The organism is Aliivibrio sp. SR45-2 (genome assembly GCF_963890165.1).
In the GTDB taxonomy this organism is placed as follows: domain Bacteria; phylum Pseudomonadota; class Gammaproteobacteria; order Enterobacterales; family Vibrionaceae; genus Aliivibrio; species Aliivibrio salmonicida.
The window spans coordinates 55,651-71,509 of record NZ_CAWPRC010000055.1; the positions used below are offsets into that span (position 1 = coordinate 55,651).

15 protein-coding genes are annotated in these 15,859 nt (G+C 42.4%); 8 read left to right on the forward strand and 7 right to left on the reverse strand.

Translation table 11 applies throughout. The annotated features are described in order from the left end of the window. Positions 1 to 60 precede the first annotated feature (60 nt). From AACV33_RS02770 to AACV33_RS02780, 3 genes are all read left to right on the forward strand, one after another. Positions 61 to 993 carry a virulence factor BrkB family protein gene (locus AACV33_RS02770; protein ID WP_182699819.1) on the forward strand — a complete coding sequence of 311 codons (933 nt, stop codon included), beginning with the start codon at positions 61 to 63 and terminating at the stop codon, positions 991 to 993. Beyond that, complete coding sequence (gene dtd, locus AACV33_RS02775; RefSeq protein WP_065611894.1) at positions 965 to 1,399, forward strand: D-aminoacyl-tRNA deacylase; 435 nt, start codon at positions 965 to 967, stop codon at positions 1,397 to 1,399. The genes AACV33_RS02770 and dtd overlap by 29 nt, the downstream gene beginning before the upstream one ends. A 269-nt stretch (positions 1,400 to 1,668) precedes the next feature. Continuing rightward, entirely contained in the window at positions 1,669 to 2,568 is a 900-nt protein-coding gene (locus tag AACV33_RS02780; RefSeq protein WP_182699820.1) for a bifunctional GNAT family N-acetyltransferase/hotdog fold thioesterase, read from the forward strand. Positions 2,569 to 2,869: 301 nt separating this feature from the next. Here the strand turns inward: AACV33_RS02780 and trmH are convergent, their stop codons facing one another. The 4 genes from trmH to gmk all read right to left on the reverse strand — a co-directional run bounded on the left by trmH (position 2,870) and on the right by gmk (position 7,014). Continuing rightward, positions 2,870 to 3,556, reverse strand: coding sequence for a tRNA (guanosine(18)-2'-O)-methyltransferase TrmH (gene trmH, locus AACV33_RS02785; protein ID WP_182699821.1), 687 nt, complete (start codon positions 3,554 to 3,556; stop codon positions 2,870 to 2,872). 252 nt (positions 3,557 to 3,808) lie between these two features. Further along, positions 3,809 to 5,938, reverse strand: coding sequence for a bifunctional GTP diphosphokinase/guanosine-3',5'-bis pyrophosphate 3'-pyrophosphohydrolase (gene spoT, locus AACV33_RS02790; protein WP_017022163.1), 2,130 nt, complete (start codon positions 5,936 to 5,938; stop codon positions 3,809 to 3,811). 66 nt (positions 5,939 to 6,004) lie between these two features. Beyond that, positions 6,005 to 6,277 (reverse strand): DNA-directed RNA polymerase subunit omega, encoded by a 273-nt coding sequence (gene rpoZ, locus AACV33_RS02795; RefSeq protein ID WP_017022162.1) that lies wholly within the window; start codon positions 6,275 to 6,277, stop codon positions 6,005 to 6,007. 113 nt (positions 6,278 to 6,390) lie between these two features. Then, positions 6,391 to 7,014, reverse strand: coding sequence for a guanylate kinase (gene gmk / locus AACV33_RS02800; protein ID WP_012549085.1), 624 nt, complete (start codon positions 7,012 to 7,014; stop codon positions 6,391 to 6,393). A gap of 156 nt (positions 7,015 to 7,170) precedes the next feature. Between gmk and AACV33_RS02805 the strand changes: the two genes are divergently transcribed. Next, on the forward strand, positions 7,171 to 7,599 hold the full coding sequence (locus AACV33_RS02805) for a phosphate-starvation-inducible protein PsiE (RefSeq protein ID WP_017022161.1): 429 nt from the start codon (positions 7,171 to 7,173) through the stop codon (positions 7,597 to 7,599). A gap of 79 nt (positions 7,600 to 7,678) precedes the next feature. Here the strand turns inward: AACV33_RS02805 and AACV33_RS02810 are convergent, their stop codons facing one another. Then, positions 7,679 to 8,542 carry a YicC/YloC family endoribonuclease gene (locus AACV33_RS02810; RefSeq protein WP_065611886.1) on the reverse strand — a complete coding sequence of 288 codons (864 nt, stop codon included), beginning with the start codon at positions 8,540 to 8,542 and terminating at the stop codon, positions 7,679 to 7,681. A 171-nt stretch (positions 8,543 to 8,713) separates the two neighbouring features. Here AACV33_RS02810 and rph point away from each other — a divergent pair, with 171 nt between their 5' ends. Both rph and pyrE read left to right on the forward strand, forming a co-directional pair. Further along, positions 8,714 to 9,430 carry a ribonuclease PH gene (gene rph, locus AACV33_RS02815; protein WP_017022159.1) on the forward strand — a complete coding sequence of 239 codons (717 nt, stop codon included), beginning with the start codon at positions 8,714 to 8,716 and terminating at the stop codon, positions 9,428 to 9,430. Positions 9,431 to 9,857: 427 nt separating this feature from the next. Continuing rightward, positions 9,858 to 10,499 carry an orotate phosphoribosyltransferase gene (gene pyrE / locus AACV33_RS02820; RefSeq protein ID WP_017022158.1) on the forward strand — a complete coding sequence of 214 codons (642 nt, stop codon included), beginning with the start codon at positions 9,858 to 9,860 and terminating at the stop codon, positions 10,497 to 10,499. A gap of 29 nt (positions 10,500 to 10,528) precedes the next feature. Here pyrE and AACV33_RS02825 read toward each other — a convergent pair whose 3' ends face one another. Further along, positions 10,529 to 11,266 carry a ParA family protein gene (locus AACV33_RS02825; protein ID WP_182699822.1) on the reverse strand — a complete coding sequence of 246 codons (738 nt, stop codon included), beginning with the start codon at positions 11,264 to 11,266 and terminating at the stop codon, positions 10,529 to 10,531. A 211-nt stretch (positions 11,267 to 11,477) separates the two neighbouring features. On the opposite strand from AACV33_RS02825, the gene ompR reads away from it, so the two are divergent. Then, positions 11,478 to 12,197 (forward strand): osmolarity response regulator transcription factor OmpR, encoded by a 720-nt coding sequence (ompR, locus tag AACV33_RS02830; protein ID WP_017022156.1) that lies wholly within the window; start codon positions 11,478 to 11,480, stop codon positions 12,195 to 12,197. 137 nt (positions 12,198 to 12,334) lie between these two features. Then, the gene (gene envZ, locus AACV33_RS02835) at positions 12,335 to 13,642 is read left to right on the forward strand and encodes a two-component system sensor histidine kinase EnvZ (protein ID WP_017022155.1); all 1,308 of its coding nucleotides are present in this window, start codon (positions 12,335 to 12,337) and stop codon (positions 13,640 to 13,642) included. Positions 13,643 to 14,235: 593 nt separating this feature from the next. Here envZ and AACV33_RS02840 read toward each other — a convergent pair. Next, complete coding sequence (locus tag AACV33_RS02840) at positions 14,236 to 15,627, reverse strand: uracil-xanthine permease family protein (protein WP_017021765.1); 1,392 nt, start codon at positions 15,625 to 15,627, stop codon at positions 14,236 to 14,238. Positions 15,628 to 15,859: the final 232 nt, after the last annotated feature.

Consider the following 15,859-nt stretch of genomic DNA (forward strand, 5'->3'; position numbering starts at 1 on the left):
ACGAAGGGATTTTTTTTATCTGTTATGATAAATAAAGGCAATTTTAAAGAGTCAGATATTATGGAAGAGAAGTTTAAACATTCGCTAAGGATTAGCTGGTCATATTTTTTATTTTTAAAGCAACGCATTATTCATGATCGATTAACGGTCAGTGCCGGTTATATGGCCTATATTACGTTGTTATCATTGGTTCCTTTAGTCACCGTCTTACTTTCTGTGTTATCTCAGTTTCCTATTTTTTCAGGAGCAGGAGAGACAGTGCAAGAGTTTGTGATTCAGAATTTTGTACCAGCCGCCAGTGATGCGGTTGAAGGAAGTCTGAAAGAATTTATTTCAAATACGGGCAAGATGACCGCCGTTGGGTCTGGGTTCTTATTTGTTGCCTCTGTGATGTTGATATCGGCAATTGACCGTAGCTTGAATTACATTTGGCGAGTGAAGAAAAAGCGTCGTCCAATGTATTCATTTTCATTGTATTGGATGATTTTAACCTTAGGTCCATTACTGGTTGGGGCTAGCTTAGCGGCGACATCGTATGTGACGTCATTAAAAATTATGGATGATGAAATCGTCTCCAGTTTTTATCGAACGTTACTGGGGTGGTTACCTATTATTTTGTCATTCTCAGCATTTTTAGGGTTGTATTTACTGGTTCCAAATAAAAAAATACGAGTAAGACATGCGCTTATTGGTGCGATGTCAGCAGGGTGCTTGTTTGAAGTCAGCAAGGTGGGATTCGCACAATACATCACGCAATTTCCATCTTATGAAGTTATTTATGGCGCTTTAGCGGCGGTACCGATTCTATTTGTGTGGATTTATCTGTGTTGGATCATTGTGTTAATTGGCGCAGAAATTACGGCAAGTCTGGGTGAATCCGATCAGTGGTTGATAGATAAAATAAATACGCATGTATTTGATGCTGAGAATACGGCATTAACAGAATCAAAAGGATTAACAGAAAGTGATAGCACTGATCCAAAGAGTAAGTGAAGCCTCAGTACGTGTTGATGGCGAGATCACAGGTGAAATTAATCAAGGTTTATTAATATTACTTGGTGTTGAAAGAGAAGACGATGAAGCGAAAGCAAAACGCTTAATGGAAAGAGTTCTGACTTATCGTATCTTTGAAGACGACGAAGGGAAAATGAACTTAAATGTGCAACAAGTGAATGGTAGCGTATTGGTTGTTTCTCAGTTTACTTTACCTGCTGATACGAAAAAGGGAACGCGTCCTGGGTTTTCTAAAGGTGCGAACCCTATCGACGCTGAGCGCTTATATGATCACTTCTCTGATTTATGTGAAGAAAAATTAACTACGCAAAGAGGCCGTTTTGCGGCTGATATGAAAGTATCGTTAGTGAATGATGGTCCTGTGACATTTTGGTTGCAGGTCTAAGAGCAGGGACTAGGTTTTAGATTCGTTTGCTTTTAGCTCCTCCCCCTTAATAAGGGGGAGGTTGGGATGGGGTCAAGAACTAACAGCGCATAATCAAGGTAGATTGGTATTCAATTCTACCTGTATCGCAATAACCCCTCCCTAACCCTCCCCTTATTAAGGGGAGGAACAGTATTGTGACCGCTGAAATCACAACGATCATCCCTGAACTCTGCAAGGGAGCTTGCGACCGATCTGAACCCTGCTCTAATTTTTATAAAAGGATTTATATGTTTCGATTGATCACCCCAACCACAGAGGCCGAACTAAAAGCCTACTATCATTTTCGTTGGCAAGTACTGCGTGAACCTTGGCGTCAACCTGAAGGCTCTGAGCGTGATGCGTATGACGACATGAGTCAGCATCGGATGATTGTTGATGGCAGAGGGAAGCCCGTGGCAGTCGGACGTTTATACCTTACTCCTGATAATGATGGCCAAATCCGCTATATGGCGGTTTCTCCACATTGTCGCGGTAAAGGCATTGGTGCATTGATAATGGTCGCCCTAGAGTCTTACGCACGCCAAGAAGGGGCTAAACGTCTGGTATGTAATGCCCGTGAAGAAGCAATTCCGTTTTATGTGCGTAATGGGTTTGCAAATCAAGGGGAACTGAGTGATGAGCGTGGGCCTATTCGTCATCAACAAATGTTAAAACCGCTTGATCCATTGTCAGACGTTATTCGTAGGCCTGATTGGTGCGCTGAATTGCAAGATCGTTGGGATAAAGAAATTCCGATTAGCGATAAAATGGGCATTAAAATTACACAATATACTGGTTATCGCTTTGAAGTTAGCGCGGTACTAAATGCAAACCTTAATCCTCATAATACGATGTTTGCAGGCAGTATTTTTACCATGGGCACGTTAACCGCGTGGGGAATTGTGTGGTTGTTGCTTAAAGAACGAGGTTTGGATACCACCAGTATTATGCTTGTTGATAGTCATATTCGTTATCGTCAACCAATCACAGAAAACCCAAAGGGCATTACGTCGCTCAATTGTTTACAAGGGGATTTTGATCGTTTGAAATCAGGTAAACGAGCGCGTGTAAAAGTAACGGTTGCTTTGTGTAATGGTGATAAGCCTGCGGCTGAGTTTTCAGGGACGTTTATGTTGATAAGGGAGTAAGAGCAGGGCGCTTCGCTTAAGGAGGGACTTCGTCCTTAAGGATTCAGGAAGAGAAAAAAGCAGAGGTGTTTGCTTTTAAGCTCCTCCCCCTTAGTAAGGGGGAGGCTGGGAGGGGGTCAAGAACTAACAGCGTGTAATCAAGGTAGATTGGTATTCAATTCTACCTATATCGCAATAACCCCTCCCTAACCTTCCCTTATTATTGACAATTACTACCAAGTAACATTAATGAAAAAGGGGGAGGAACAGTATTGTGAATGCTGTAATCACAACAATCCCCGTGAACCCTAAGTTTTTGCTTTTACTTCGCCTGCATCGCTGCCCACCACGCCTCATCTGCAACAATCTGTCCTGTGCCATCTAATTGAGGATAAGGAAGTTTCTTACGTTTTGCGACACGAGCAAGTACAGGGTGACCACGCTCAAACAAGACATTATTAATATACTCTGCTGGCAACGCACTCTCTTCACGGTCATACATCCCCGCTAAATCACGCTGACGCTGTGCTTCATATAAAATCAAGGCACTGGCTACTGATACGTTTAATGACTGCACCATGCCAACCATAGGGATGATAATGTCATGGTCGGCCATTGCTAATGCTTTTTTGCTGATGCCCGTTTTTTCACTGCCAAGAATGATGGCCGTTGGTTTGGTGTAATCAATTTCACGAAAATCAACCGCAGTATCAGACAAGTTAGTGGCTAATATTTGCATTCCTTGGCCTTTTAATACCGCAAACGCCTCATCAATATTCTTATGTGTTTCAACTTCAACCCAATTACGTGCACCCGCAGAAGTATGAGCAAGTGTTTTCATTTGCTCTGTTGGCCAAACGGCGTGAACTTTATGTACACCTGTAGCATCAGCAGTACGAATAATGGCAGAGACATTATTAGGTTTATGCACTTCTTCTAAGCAAAGGGTCAGATCAATTTGGCGAGAAGTTAATACAGAAATGATTCGTTGGTAGCGTTCTAAGTTCATGAGTTTAATTCTTGAAATAGGTTAGAGGGACTAGGGACGAGTAAGGGCAGTAAAATTGGAACTAGAAACTATACGCGGTGCTAACTAGAGACTATAAGAGCATTATATTACTAGATTGGAAGACCATTCTTAAATCGGTCAATGCTTTTGATTTTATAGTTTCTAGAGCGAAGCGTTCTAGTTAGCGCAGCGTATAGCTCTTACTAAAAGGACGAAGTCCGTACTTGAACCTCGTCCCTTCATTTTCTGCTTCTAGTTCTTATGTCTACGAACTTTCAATGCGTGCGGCATTACTCGAATACGACGCATTATTTCCGCTAAATGTGTGCGATCTTTCGCCGTTAATTCAATGGTGACTGTATACAATCGGCCATCTTTTTCTTCGGTAGAAATACCACGGATATTCGATCCCGTACTCGCGACAACATTGGTTAAATCAGCCAATGCACCTTGATGGTTTTGCAGATCAATATCTAGAGCGGTTGCAAATTCTTGATCAAATTCGTCCGCCCATTCAACGCCCATGTATTTATCTAATTCTTTTTGATAACCACGAACATTGGCACAGTCTTCCATATGAACGACAAGACCACGACCAGGACTAACATGAGCAATGATGTGATCACCAGGAATAGGGCGACAACAGTTAGCGAAGGTCAACAATATTCCATCAGCACCGCGAATCGGTAATTTTTTACCTGTCGAGGTTTCAATGTTAGACGAGTTTTGCTCGGTTAGTTCGTCGGCATCACCAAGTAATCGGCGAGCAACGACAATACTCATTAATTCGCCTAAACCAATGGCCGCTAATAAATCGTCTTGTGTGGCTAATTTAAGATCCGATAAAACGTGCGTCATGTTTTCTTCAGAAACATCATCTAAAGATAAATTATGACCCAATGCATGATTCAATAGGCGGCGGCCCAAAATAACAGAGTCTTCTTTGCGCATTGTTTTAAGCACTTGGCGGATCTTAGTTCGAGCTTTAGAGGTCACCACATAGTTTAACCAAGCCGCGTTTGGACGCGCACCTGGAGCACTAATTATCTCAACCGTTTGACCACTTTTCAGCGGTTTACTTAATGGATAAGGTTGACGGTTTACACGAGAGCCAACACAGCTGTTACCAACATCTGAGTGAACGGCATAAGCGAAATCGACCGCAGTAGCACCTACTGGAAGTTCAAAAATACGGCCTTTAGGGGTGAAGACGTAAATTTCGTTCGGGAATAAATCCGATTTTACGTTTTCAATAAATTCAAATGAGCTACCTGCACTTTGTTGAAGTTCAAGTAGGCTTTGCATCCAACGCTGAGCGCGAATTTGAGCTGTCGTACTGCTTGAGTTATCACCCTCTTTGTACGACCAATGTGCAGCAACCCCTTTATTTGCCATTTGTTCCATGTCTTCGGTACGAATTTGTACTTCAACAGGGACACCATGCGGACCAACCATTGATGTATGAAGAGATTGGTAGCCGTTGGCTTTAGGGACTGCGATGTAATCTTTAATGCGACCAGGGCGAGGTTTATAAATACTATGAACCTGACCTAATGCGCGATAACAGGTATCAACATCATCAGTGATGACTCGGAAGGCGTAAATATCCATAATCGTGTGGAAGCGCTGTTCTTTATTTTTCATCTTATGATAGATGGCGAACAAGTTCTTCTCACGACCAACCACACGACCTTTAATGCCTGCTTCAGCAATACGGCCTTCAATTTCTGCGTGGATTTTTTGGATCATCTCTTTACGGTTGCCACGAGCTGACTTTACCACTTCTTTTAATACGCGATAGCGATTAGGGTAAAGCGCTTCAAAACCAAGTTCTTCTAATTCGGTTTTGATATTGTGGATACCAAGGCGATGCGCCAAAGGAGAGAATATTTCGAGGGTTTCACGAGCAATACGACGACGTTTGTCAGGGCGTAAAGCACCGAGCGTACGCATGTTGTGAGTACGGTCAGCAAGTTTGATCAAAATAACGCGGATGTCTTGCACCATCGCCATGACCATTTTTCGGAAGTTTTCAGCCTGCGCTTCTTTTTTATCGCGGAACTTAAGTTTGTCCAGCTTAGAAACGCCATCCACTAATTCAGCAACGGTATCGCCAAACTGCTCTGCAAGTTCTTCCTTGCTTACTTCGGTGTCTTCAATGACATCATGAAGTAATGCAGCCATTAGCGTTTTGTGGTCGAGTCGCATTTCTGCAAGGATACGAGCCACAGCTACTGGGTGAATGATATAAGGTTCGCCCGTTGAGCGAGTTTGCCCTTCATGGGCCTCTTTTGCTACCAGATAAGATCGACGAAGAGCCTCAATGTGAGGCTCTGGCAAATAATCTTTGGCAACATCTTTCAGGCTATCGAATAAATCCAAATTTCGCCCCGTCAGGTTTGCTTATTATTAACGCGTATTTATCTACTTAAAGATAAATAATAGCGATTAACGATTGTGTGTGATTGAGCTTACTGCTGCTAGTTCAGCGGCATCTTGCTCTTGTTGCTCTTGACGTTCACGAGCATCAAGTAGATCTTTTGTGATCAGGCCTTCTTCGATTTCACGAAGAGCGATAACAGTTGGTTTATCGTTCTCTTCAGGCACTAGCGCATCTTTACCGCCAGTTTGTAGTTGGCGTGCGCGACGAGATGATACTAAAACAAGGTCGAAACGGTTGCCGATTTTCTCAACTGCGTCTTGAACGGTTACACGTGCCATGAGGACTCCAAAAATGTTAAAAAATATTATATGACGAGAAATTATACAAGTATCAGTGCTAACTTTCTAGATACGAATACTCTTGATAGATAAAATAGTCAAGTAAAGGTCGATTAATCGGCTAAAAGAGCTGACAACATGCCTTTATATTTTGATGTTTGTTTATCTTGTTTTAAGCGCTCTGCACGGATAATAGCTTTAAAATCCATTTGTGCAGTATCAAAATCGTCATTAATAATCACATAATCATATTCATTATAGTGAGAAATTTCTGATTTTGCTTCGCTCATTCGTTTCGCAATGACCGCTTCACTGTCTTGTCCGCGAACATTTAGTCGACGCTCAAGTTCACCATTTGAAGGTGGTAAGATGAAAAGGCTTTTTGCTAAAGGCATTTGTATGCGAATTTGACGAGCACCTTGCCAATCAATATCCAAAAATACATCAATGCCTTTATCTAACGTTTCTTCGATCCAAACGCGAGAAGTTCCGTAATAATTACCAAATACTTCGGCATATTCCAAAAACTCTTCTTTTTCGATCAGATCTTCAAAATGCTCTTTCTGCATAAAATGGTAATGAACACCATCTTGTTCGCCAGGACGCATGCCACGAGTGGTATGAGAGACAGAGACTTTCATTGCATAAGTAGGGTTGCTCTCTATTAATGCAGAGATCAAGCTTGATTTACCAGCGCCACTTGGGGCTGAAACAATATAAAGTGTACCTTTGCTCATTAGCGTTTCCAGCGTAGAAAATTGGGTGGCGAAGAATAGCACGATATTGAATGAAAATGAATCAATGAAATACGTAAATTAACGAATAATTTGAAAGAATTAATGCTACGCTTTAGGATTAGGATCCAATTAGAATAAAAAAAAGAGTAATTTTAAATGCCGTCACATCTACCTAAATCATTCAGTAAACCGTTTTTAAAAATATTTCATATTTTAGAAGCGGTGTTATTAGTTGCCATCACGCTTGCGACTGTCTTTGCGATGGTGAACGAGTTTATGCACGTATTTTCTGAGCGACAGATCCAGTTAACAGACATTCTGTTGATGTTCATTTATCTCGAAGTGTTGGCCATGGTGCAGCAATTTGTGATGAACGGTAAAATCCCCGTTCGTTACCCGATGTATATCGCGATGATGGCGATTGCTCGATACATAACGTTAGGAATGAAAGAGTTGGATGCCACCTTAGTTGTTTGGTTGGCATTAGCGGCGTTCATTTTGGCTGCAGCGACGTTATTGATCCGTGCTGGGCATTATTATTGGCCTTATGAAGCGCATGAACACAATAAGAACCACGATGAATAAAGTGTAATTGAATGCATAAAAAAGCCTCGTTATCAGTCATGCTGAACGAGGCTTTTTTGTTATTGATACACCGTCTTAATTATTCAATATTTTGAATTTGCTCACGCATTTGTTCGATAAGCACTTTAAGTTCAACGCCAGATGCCGTTACATCGGTGCTGATAGATTTAGACGCGAGCGTGTTCGCTTCACGGTTAAATTCTTGCATCATGAAATCAAGTTTACGGCCACATGCGCCGCCTTTCTTCATCACATTTGTTGTTTCTTTTACGTGTGAATCCAAACGATCTAGCTCTTCAGCAACGTCAGATTTTTGAGCAAGAAGAATCAGTTCTTGTTCAACACGGCCAGAATCTAATTCAATTTTCGCATCTTCAAATTTAGTCAGAAGACGAGTACGTTGCCACTCTAAAATTTCAGGCATACGTGCGCGAACTTTTGCCGCTTCTTCTGTGATTGCATCTAAACGCTGAACGATCAGCGCTTTCATGTTTTCGCCTTCGCTTGCGCGTGCTTCAACGAAATCATTCACTGCTAATTCAAATTCAACCAACAGTTCTTTGTTGATTGAATCGAAATCTTGTTCAGGGGCTTCCATGACACCTTGCCATTGAAGTACTTGGAAAGGGTTAATACCGCCTTCGCCTGACTCAGTTTTTACCCACTGTGCTGCTTTAATTACTTGGCGAGCAAGGTCTTCGTTGATCTTTAATTCGCTGCTTGCGGCATTGTTTGCTTCAAAGCGTAAGTGACATTCCACTTTACCGCGAGCAAGGCGCTTACGAAAACGCTCACGTAATACCGGCTCTAAACTGCGAAATTGTTCAGGCATACGGAAGTAAGTTTCTAAATAACGTTGGTTTACTGAGCGGATTTCCCACACAGCAGTTCCCCAATCGCCTTTTACTTCGCGGCGTGCGTAAGCTGTCATACTGTAGATCATGTAAGCGTCCTCAAATCATCAATAGGAAGGATGATGAATAAAATATTGGGCATACTATAGCAGATAAGCGCTTTCGGAAGTAAGTGGCGCTTATCAAAGAAACAGACGCTATGCTTTATTCTTGTACTTGGGTATAATCGCCGACAATTTGTCATAACCAAGGTATCTGCCATGCGTCCTAGCGGAAGAACAGCTCAGCAAGTCCGTCCAATTACGATTACTCGTCACTTTACTGCACACGCAGAAGGGTCTGTATTAGTTGAATTTGGTAATACAAAAGTAATTTGTACTGCAAGTGTTGAAGAAAATGTTCCTCGCTGGTTAAAAGGCAAAGGTAAAGGTTGGGTAACGGCTGAGTACGGCATGCTACCTCGTGCAACACACACACGTAACCGTCGTGAAGCAGCAAGTGGTAAACAAGGCGGCCGTACGATGGAGATCCAACGTCTGATCGCTCGTAGCCTACGTGCCGCGGTTGACCTTGAAGCTCTTGGTGAGCAAATGATCACCGTCGATTGTGATGTTATCCAAGCGGATGGCGGTACACGTACCGCGTCTATTACTGGTGCAAGTGTGGCATTAGCTGACGCAATCAATCATATGATCGCATCAGGCAAGCTGAAAAAGAACCCAATGAAAGGGCACGTTGCTGCTGTTTCTGTTGGTATCTATAAAGGCGAAGCGATTTGTGACCTTGAGTATTTAGAAGACTCTGCCGCAGACACCGACATGAACGTCGTAATGATGGAAGACGGTAAGATGATTGAAGTGCAGGGCACGGCAGAAGAAGCGCCGTTCTCTCATCAGGAATTGTTAGACATGCTGGCTCTGGCGCAACAGGGCATCAATGATATCATTGAGCAGCAGAAAGCGGCGTTGGCCGAATAATCGATTGTGATGGCTCCTGATTCAGGGGCTATTTTTTTATGTATTTTAAGAGCAGGATTCAGATCGGTCGTAAGCTCTCTTGCAGAGTTCAGGGGCGATTGTCTTTATTACAGTGTTCACAATACTGTTCCTCCCCTTGTTCACAAATGTGACTTGGTTTTCAATACCAATAATAAGGGGAGGCTAGGAGGGGTTGTAAATGATGAGATTCGGTTTATCTGAATAACGTAAAAACAGCATAACCAACCCCCTCTAACTCCCCCTTGTATTAACTATGTCGATCTCATGGTAATAGTGATAAAGGGGGAGAACGATTCTTTGCCACTGTGATAAAGACGATCGCCTCTGAATCCTGCAGCGTAGTTACCTGAGACCGACTTTACTGATTTATAAGTTATAATTATTAACCAAAAAAGAGAGAATGAAGATGAAAGCATACCAGCGTGAGTTTATTGAATTTGCCCTTGAGAAAGAAGTATTAAAGTTTGGTGAGTTTACTTTAAAGTCTGGCCGTAAAAGCCCATATTTCTTTAACGCTGGATTGTTCAATACCGGTCGTGATTTAGCGCGTTTAGGTCGTTTTTATGCGGCGGCATTGGTGGATTCAGGTATTGATTACGATGTGTTATTTGGTCCTGCATACAAAGGCATTCCAATTGCAACAACGACAGCGGTAGCATTGGCTGATCACCACGATACAGATAAACCATATTGCTTTAACCGTAAAGAAGCGAAAGATCACGGCGAAGGTGGCAATTTAGTCGGTAGCGCACTTGAAGGTCGCATCATGCTTGTTGATGACGTGATCACGGCAGGCACCGCAATTCGCGAATCAATGGAAATTATCCAAGCGAATGGGGCTGATCTTGCGGGTGTTCTTGTTGCGATTGACCGCCAAGAAAAAGGCAAAGGCGAATTATCTGCGATTCAAGAAGTAGAGCGTGACTTTGGTTGCTCTATCATCTCAATCGTAAGCCTAACAGACCTAATTTCTTTCTTAGAAGAAAAAGGCTGTAATGTTGAGCAATTAGACGCAGTGAAAGCGTATCGTGCAGAGTTTGGTATTTAATACCAAGTACTTAATGCATAGACAAGTTGTTAGTAGCGTCTCTTAAGTAAAGAACGATAAGTGGTTGGCTTCGGCTCTGCCACTTTTTTTGTTTTTGGTTCAGTGGGTACTGGCGTCATATCGACATCTAACCATTGCGACATTTTTTGCCACAGCGTTTGATCTAACTCAGGGTGGTTAATCAAAAAGCTGCTCTTTTCCGAAAACATATCCTGATAGGCTTTGTCTTCAGACATGACCCCAAGTAATGGGTATTTCATGTGTTGTAGCACCTTGTGAACAAACTCTGTCCCTTGCTTATTTTCCTTGCCGCGAGTGATCACAAACGCCAATTCTACCTTCTTATTTTTAAACGTTGGAGACTTGATAAGATCTTTAATAAAGCCCAGCATGGAATGCACATCAATCGGTGAAGGTTGAATTGGAAAGATAATTTTGTCTACCATCGAGATATACTTTTCCATTTCAAACTGACTAAAATTAGACGGAGAATCAATCACCGTGATCTTTGTGTCTGCTTCTAATCGTAGGGCTAAAGAAAAGGGCAGATTGGATGAAGGTAAAAACTTGGTGGTTCTAACCCCTTCGCTTTTATTGCCCCAAAAGTGACTGGTTCCTTGAGGGTCTAGATCGATAATTTCAGTTTTTACGTTTTGATGCGCATAAAAAGACGCCATTGCAATAGCAAAGGTTGATTTACCTGCCCCCCCTTTACGGTTGATGACAAGGACTTTTTTACACTGTGCTCGTTTATATCCAACTAACATACTTAACTCGCTAACTTGGCGGACTTATCATTGCTTATAACTAAGTAACTAATATGCCATGTAAATAATCTGTAATACTTCATTCTATACGTAAAATTTGACGCTGTTACATAAAACGTAACAATTTTACTTTTCATTTTTATCGATTAAAGCGTACTTTTTGTAAAAGTAACGCGTAAACTGAAATAAGTTATATATTGAGGTTAAGCCCATGCAAGAAAACCATAAGATTTTAGTTGTTGATGATGATGCCCGTCTTCGTTCTTTATTAGAGCGTTATTTATCTGAGCAGGGCTTTCAAGTACGCAGCGTAGCAAACAGTGAGCAAATGGATCGTTTGTTGGCTCGTGAAACGTTTCACTTAATGGTATTGGATTTAATGTTACCCGGTGAAGATGGCCTTTCTATTTGCCGTCGTTTACGCAGTAACAATAATCTGCTGCCTATTTTAATGCTAACGGCGAAAGGCGACGAGATCGATCGTATTGTTGGCTTAGAAGTTGGGGCGGATGATTATCTACCAAAACCATTCAACCCACGTGAACTGCTGGCTCGTATTCGTGCGGTATTACGTCGTCAAGTAACAGAAGCCCCTGGTGCACCAAGTGCAGAAGATAAAGTGGTTGAGTTTGGCGACTTCCGTCTAAATTTAGGCACGCGTGAAATGTTCCGCAATGAAGAACCGATGCCACTGACTTCTGGTGAGTTTGCGGTATTAAAATCATTGGTGACGAACATGCGTGAGCCAATGTCGCGTGATAAGTTGATGAACATGGCGCGTGGCCGTGAGTATTCGGCAATGGAACGTTCGATTGATGTTCAGATTTCTCGCCTTCGTCGTATGATTGAAGAAGATCCAAGTCGTCCTCGTTATATTCAAACGGTATGGGGCTTAGGGTATGTATTTGTCCCTGATGGCGCATCTTCGTAATATAAATCATTAAAATAAGTTCTTTCCTGAGATAGTCAGGGGAGAACTTATCTCTATCATCACGCTTTGTTTTATCCCTCTGTGTCTAAATCCTCTATACTTTGCGTCCATTTTATTTACTTCTTCTGAGAATGCCCATGAAAAGCACCTTCGCCAGAACACTTCTATTACTTGCCTCTCTTCTTACGGCAAGCCAAATATTTTCTTATCTTGCTGTATTTAACTATGCGTTATTGCCTAGTTTGCAGCAATTTAATCGTATTTTGGCTTATGAAGTTCGCTTGATGCTGTCAGAAGATGTCGTTTTGAAAAATGGAAACAGTGTTCACTTAGGGCAACCACTACGTCGTCAATTGTTAGAGCAATTAGGCGTGAGTATGCACACCGAAGATGATCCTGAAATGGTCGAATATTATCACGCGAGTCCAATCGAATTTTTAAGTGAAGAGATGACTCAAGAATTAAATTCACCAACAGAGGTGCGTTTGATCTTAGGCGCTGACAGTTATGTTCTATGGATGAAGAGTGATGCAATGCCGCAGTTTTATATGCGTATTCCTTTATCTGAATTGCAAGAAGACGATTTTGTTCCGCTCTTTAGAAACAGTTTATTTATTGCTCTTTTGGTTATTCTTGGAGGGTGGGCATTTATTAAAATTCAGAACCGGCCTTTGATGGCGTTACAAACCGCCGCTAGAAAAGTGGGGAAAGGTGAGATCCCAGAACCACTACCAGAAAGAGGGGCTTCTGAAATCCAAGCCGTTACTCGCGCCTTTAATCAAATGGCAAAAGGGATCCAACAGTTAGAGCAAGACCGAGCATTATTGATGGCGGGTGTCAGTCATGATATTCGTACACCATTGACTCGTATTCGTTTGGCGACAGAAATGATGTCACCCGCAGACAGCTATTTAGCTGAAAGTATGATTAAAGACACCGAAGAGTGTAATGAGATCATCGGTCAATTTATGGATTACCTTAAACCTATCGCGAAGCAAGATTTCATTGATGTGGATATCAATACCATCATTAATGAGGTGATAATTGCGGAAGGTGGGTACGAGCGTGAAATTGAAACGAATCTAGTGGATATACCTAAAGCATTGCATGGTAATGGCATTGCTGTGAAACGAGTTATCACGAATTTGATTGTTAATGCGATTCGTTATGGGGGAGATTGGATTGCGGTATCGACGCGCATTTCGGCAGACCATAAAACAGCGTGGGTAATCATTGAAGATAATGGCCCCGGTATTGACCCCTCTCAGTTGGAGTCGGTTTTTGAACCTTTTACTCGGGGTGATACCGCGCGGGGCAGTGAGGGGACAGGATTAGGTTTAGCTATCGTGAAGCGGATTGTTGCCCAACACCAAGGTGAGGTGAGTCTATCTAACCGAAGTGAAGGCGGTTTGAAGGTTCAGGTAGTGTTTCCGCTGAGGAAATAAAAGAGAAGAGTAGGGACGAGATAAGAGGACGCTTTCGCTCGATGGGCGAGGAAGAGCAAAAGCAGAAGAGCTAGAATTTAGATCGCTTTGCTTGCAGCGTGCACAATACAGTTCCTCCCTTATTCGTTAACGTGACTTGATAGTAATTGTTAATATAAGGGGAGGCTAGGAGGGGTTGTAAATGATGAATTTGAATTTATCAGTAGTGTAAATACAACATAACCAACCCCCTCTAACTCCCCCTTGTATTAACTATGTCGCTTTCATAGCCATAGCGATAAAGGGGGAGAACCATTCTTTGTCGCTGTAATAATAGTGCTCGAGATTGGAAACTAGAAACTATGCGCTAGCGCTAACTAGACCACTTTGCTCCTATAAGAGCAAAAGCGAGTACACCTGAAACCTGTAAGCGCAGCGCCCTGAAACCTAAGATATCACCATCTCAGCCATACGTGCTCTTATAGTTTCTAGTTAGCGCAGCGTATAGTCTCTAGTTCTTTCTTCCCAAACATAAAAAAAACCGCAGACGATAATCATCTGCGGTCTTTTTTGTTTTTACTCGTCCCTTGATCTAAGCGTACTCGCCTCTGTCCTTAGATCTTAGCTTCTTCTTTCTCTTCTTCAAACGTTTCACTGCTTGGAAGTATGATATTCAACAAAATAGCCGTTACCCCACCAGCGGTTACACCCGAAGAGAAAATGTTTTTAATCATCTCTGGCATGAATTGAAGAATCTCAGGTTTTTGTGCCAAGCCAAGCCCCATAGAAAACGACATTGCCATGATTAAAATTGCGCGGCGATCTAAGTCAACACGAGAAATAATACGCACACCGGCAGCGGCAATCGTACCGAACATAACAATCGTTGCGCCGCCAAGAACCGGTTCAGGAATGATTTGAACCATGCTTGCTACGCCTGGGAATAGGCCTAAAATCACCAACATGCCCGCAATGAAATAACCCACATAGCGACTTGCTACGCCAGTTAATAAGATAACGCCGTTGTTTTGGCTGAACGTCGAATTCGGGAAGCTGTTGAACGCGGCAGCGATTGCCGAGTTAATACCATCCGCTAACACGCCACCTTTAATGCGTTTTAAGTAAATTGGCCCTTTCACTGGCTGACCTGATACTTCTGATGTTGCCGTGATATCACCAATCGCTTCTAATGCGGTGATTAAGAAAATCAACACCAGCGGGATAAACAAAGACCAATCAAAACTCAACCCATATTGCATTGGGATAGGCAGAGCTATTAACTCAGCATCATGAGACATTGTGGTGTTTAGCATTCCCATTGCCCATGCGGCAAGTGTACCGACACCCATCGCGATGACGATAGAGGCCATACGAAGATAAGGATTGGTTGAACGGTTTAGAATGACAATAATAAGCAGAACGGTGCCTGCCAGTGCCAGTTTATCTAAGCTACCAAATGACCCATCGCCCATTGCTGCATAACCGCCACCCATAGAAACAAGACCAACTTGGATAAGCGTAAGACCAATTAAGGTAACCACAATGCCAGAGACAAGCGGGGTAATGATCTTTTGAGCAAACTGCAATACACGAGATAAGAAAATCTCAGCGGTTGATGCCACTAGAATGGTACCAAAAATTGCGGCCATCATGGTTGGGACATCTGCGCCACCAGCCTTAAGAGCAAGACCTGAACCAATGATGGGACCTAAAAAGTTAAAGCTTGTGCCCTGAACAGAAAGAAGCCCCGATCCAATTGGACCAAAGGTTCTAATTTGGATAAAAGAAGAAATACCAGAAGCGAACAGAGACATACTAATAATTGTATTTGTTTCTGCAGCAGAGACACCAAGTGTCTGACAGATGATCAGAGAAGGGGTAATGATCGCAACAAACATAGCCAATAAATGCTGAAGTGCAGCAAATAAGGTTTGCGGTAGTGGTGGACGATCATCTAACTGATAAATAAGCTCAGATGGTTTTGTGGTGCTGTTTTGAACGGTCATGGCCGATATTCCTAATGGTGTAACGTGTCTTCATGGTTCGCTGACTGGGAGCATGAAGTGAGAAGGCATCAATCTGTGATTGCTGTTAATCAGAACCTATCTCTATTGGGGTGTTATTGAGGAGTCATGAATAACGTACTCGATCAATTTGGACGGTATTTTACGGATAATTAAGCAGAAAGCAATCGTTTGCTATGAATTTTAAAAGAGGGCCAGTTTGATAGCGAAAGAA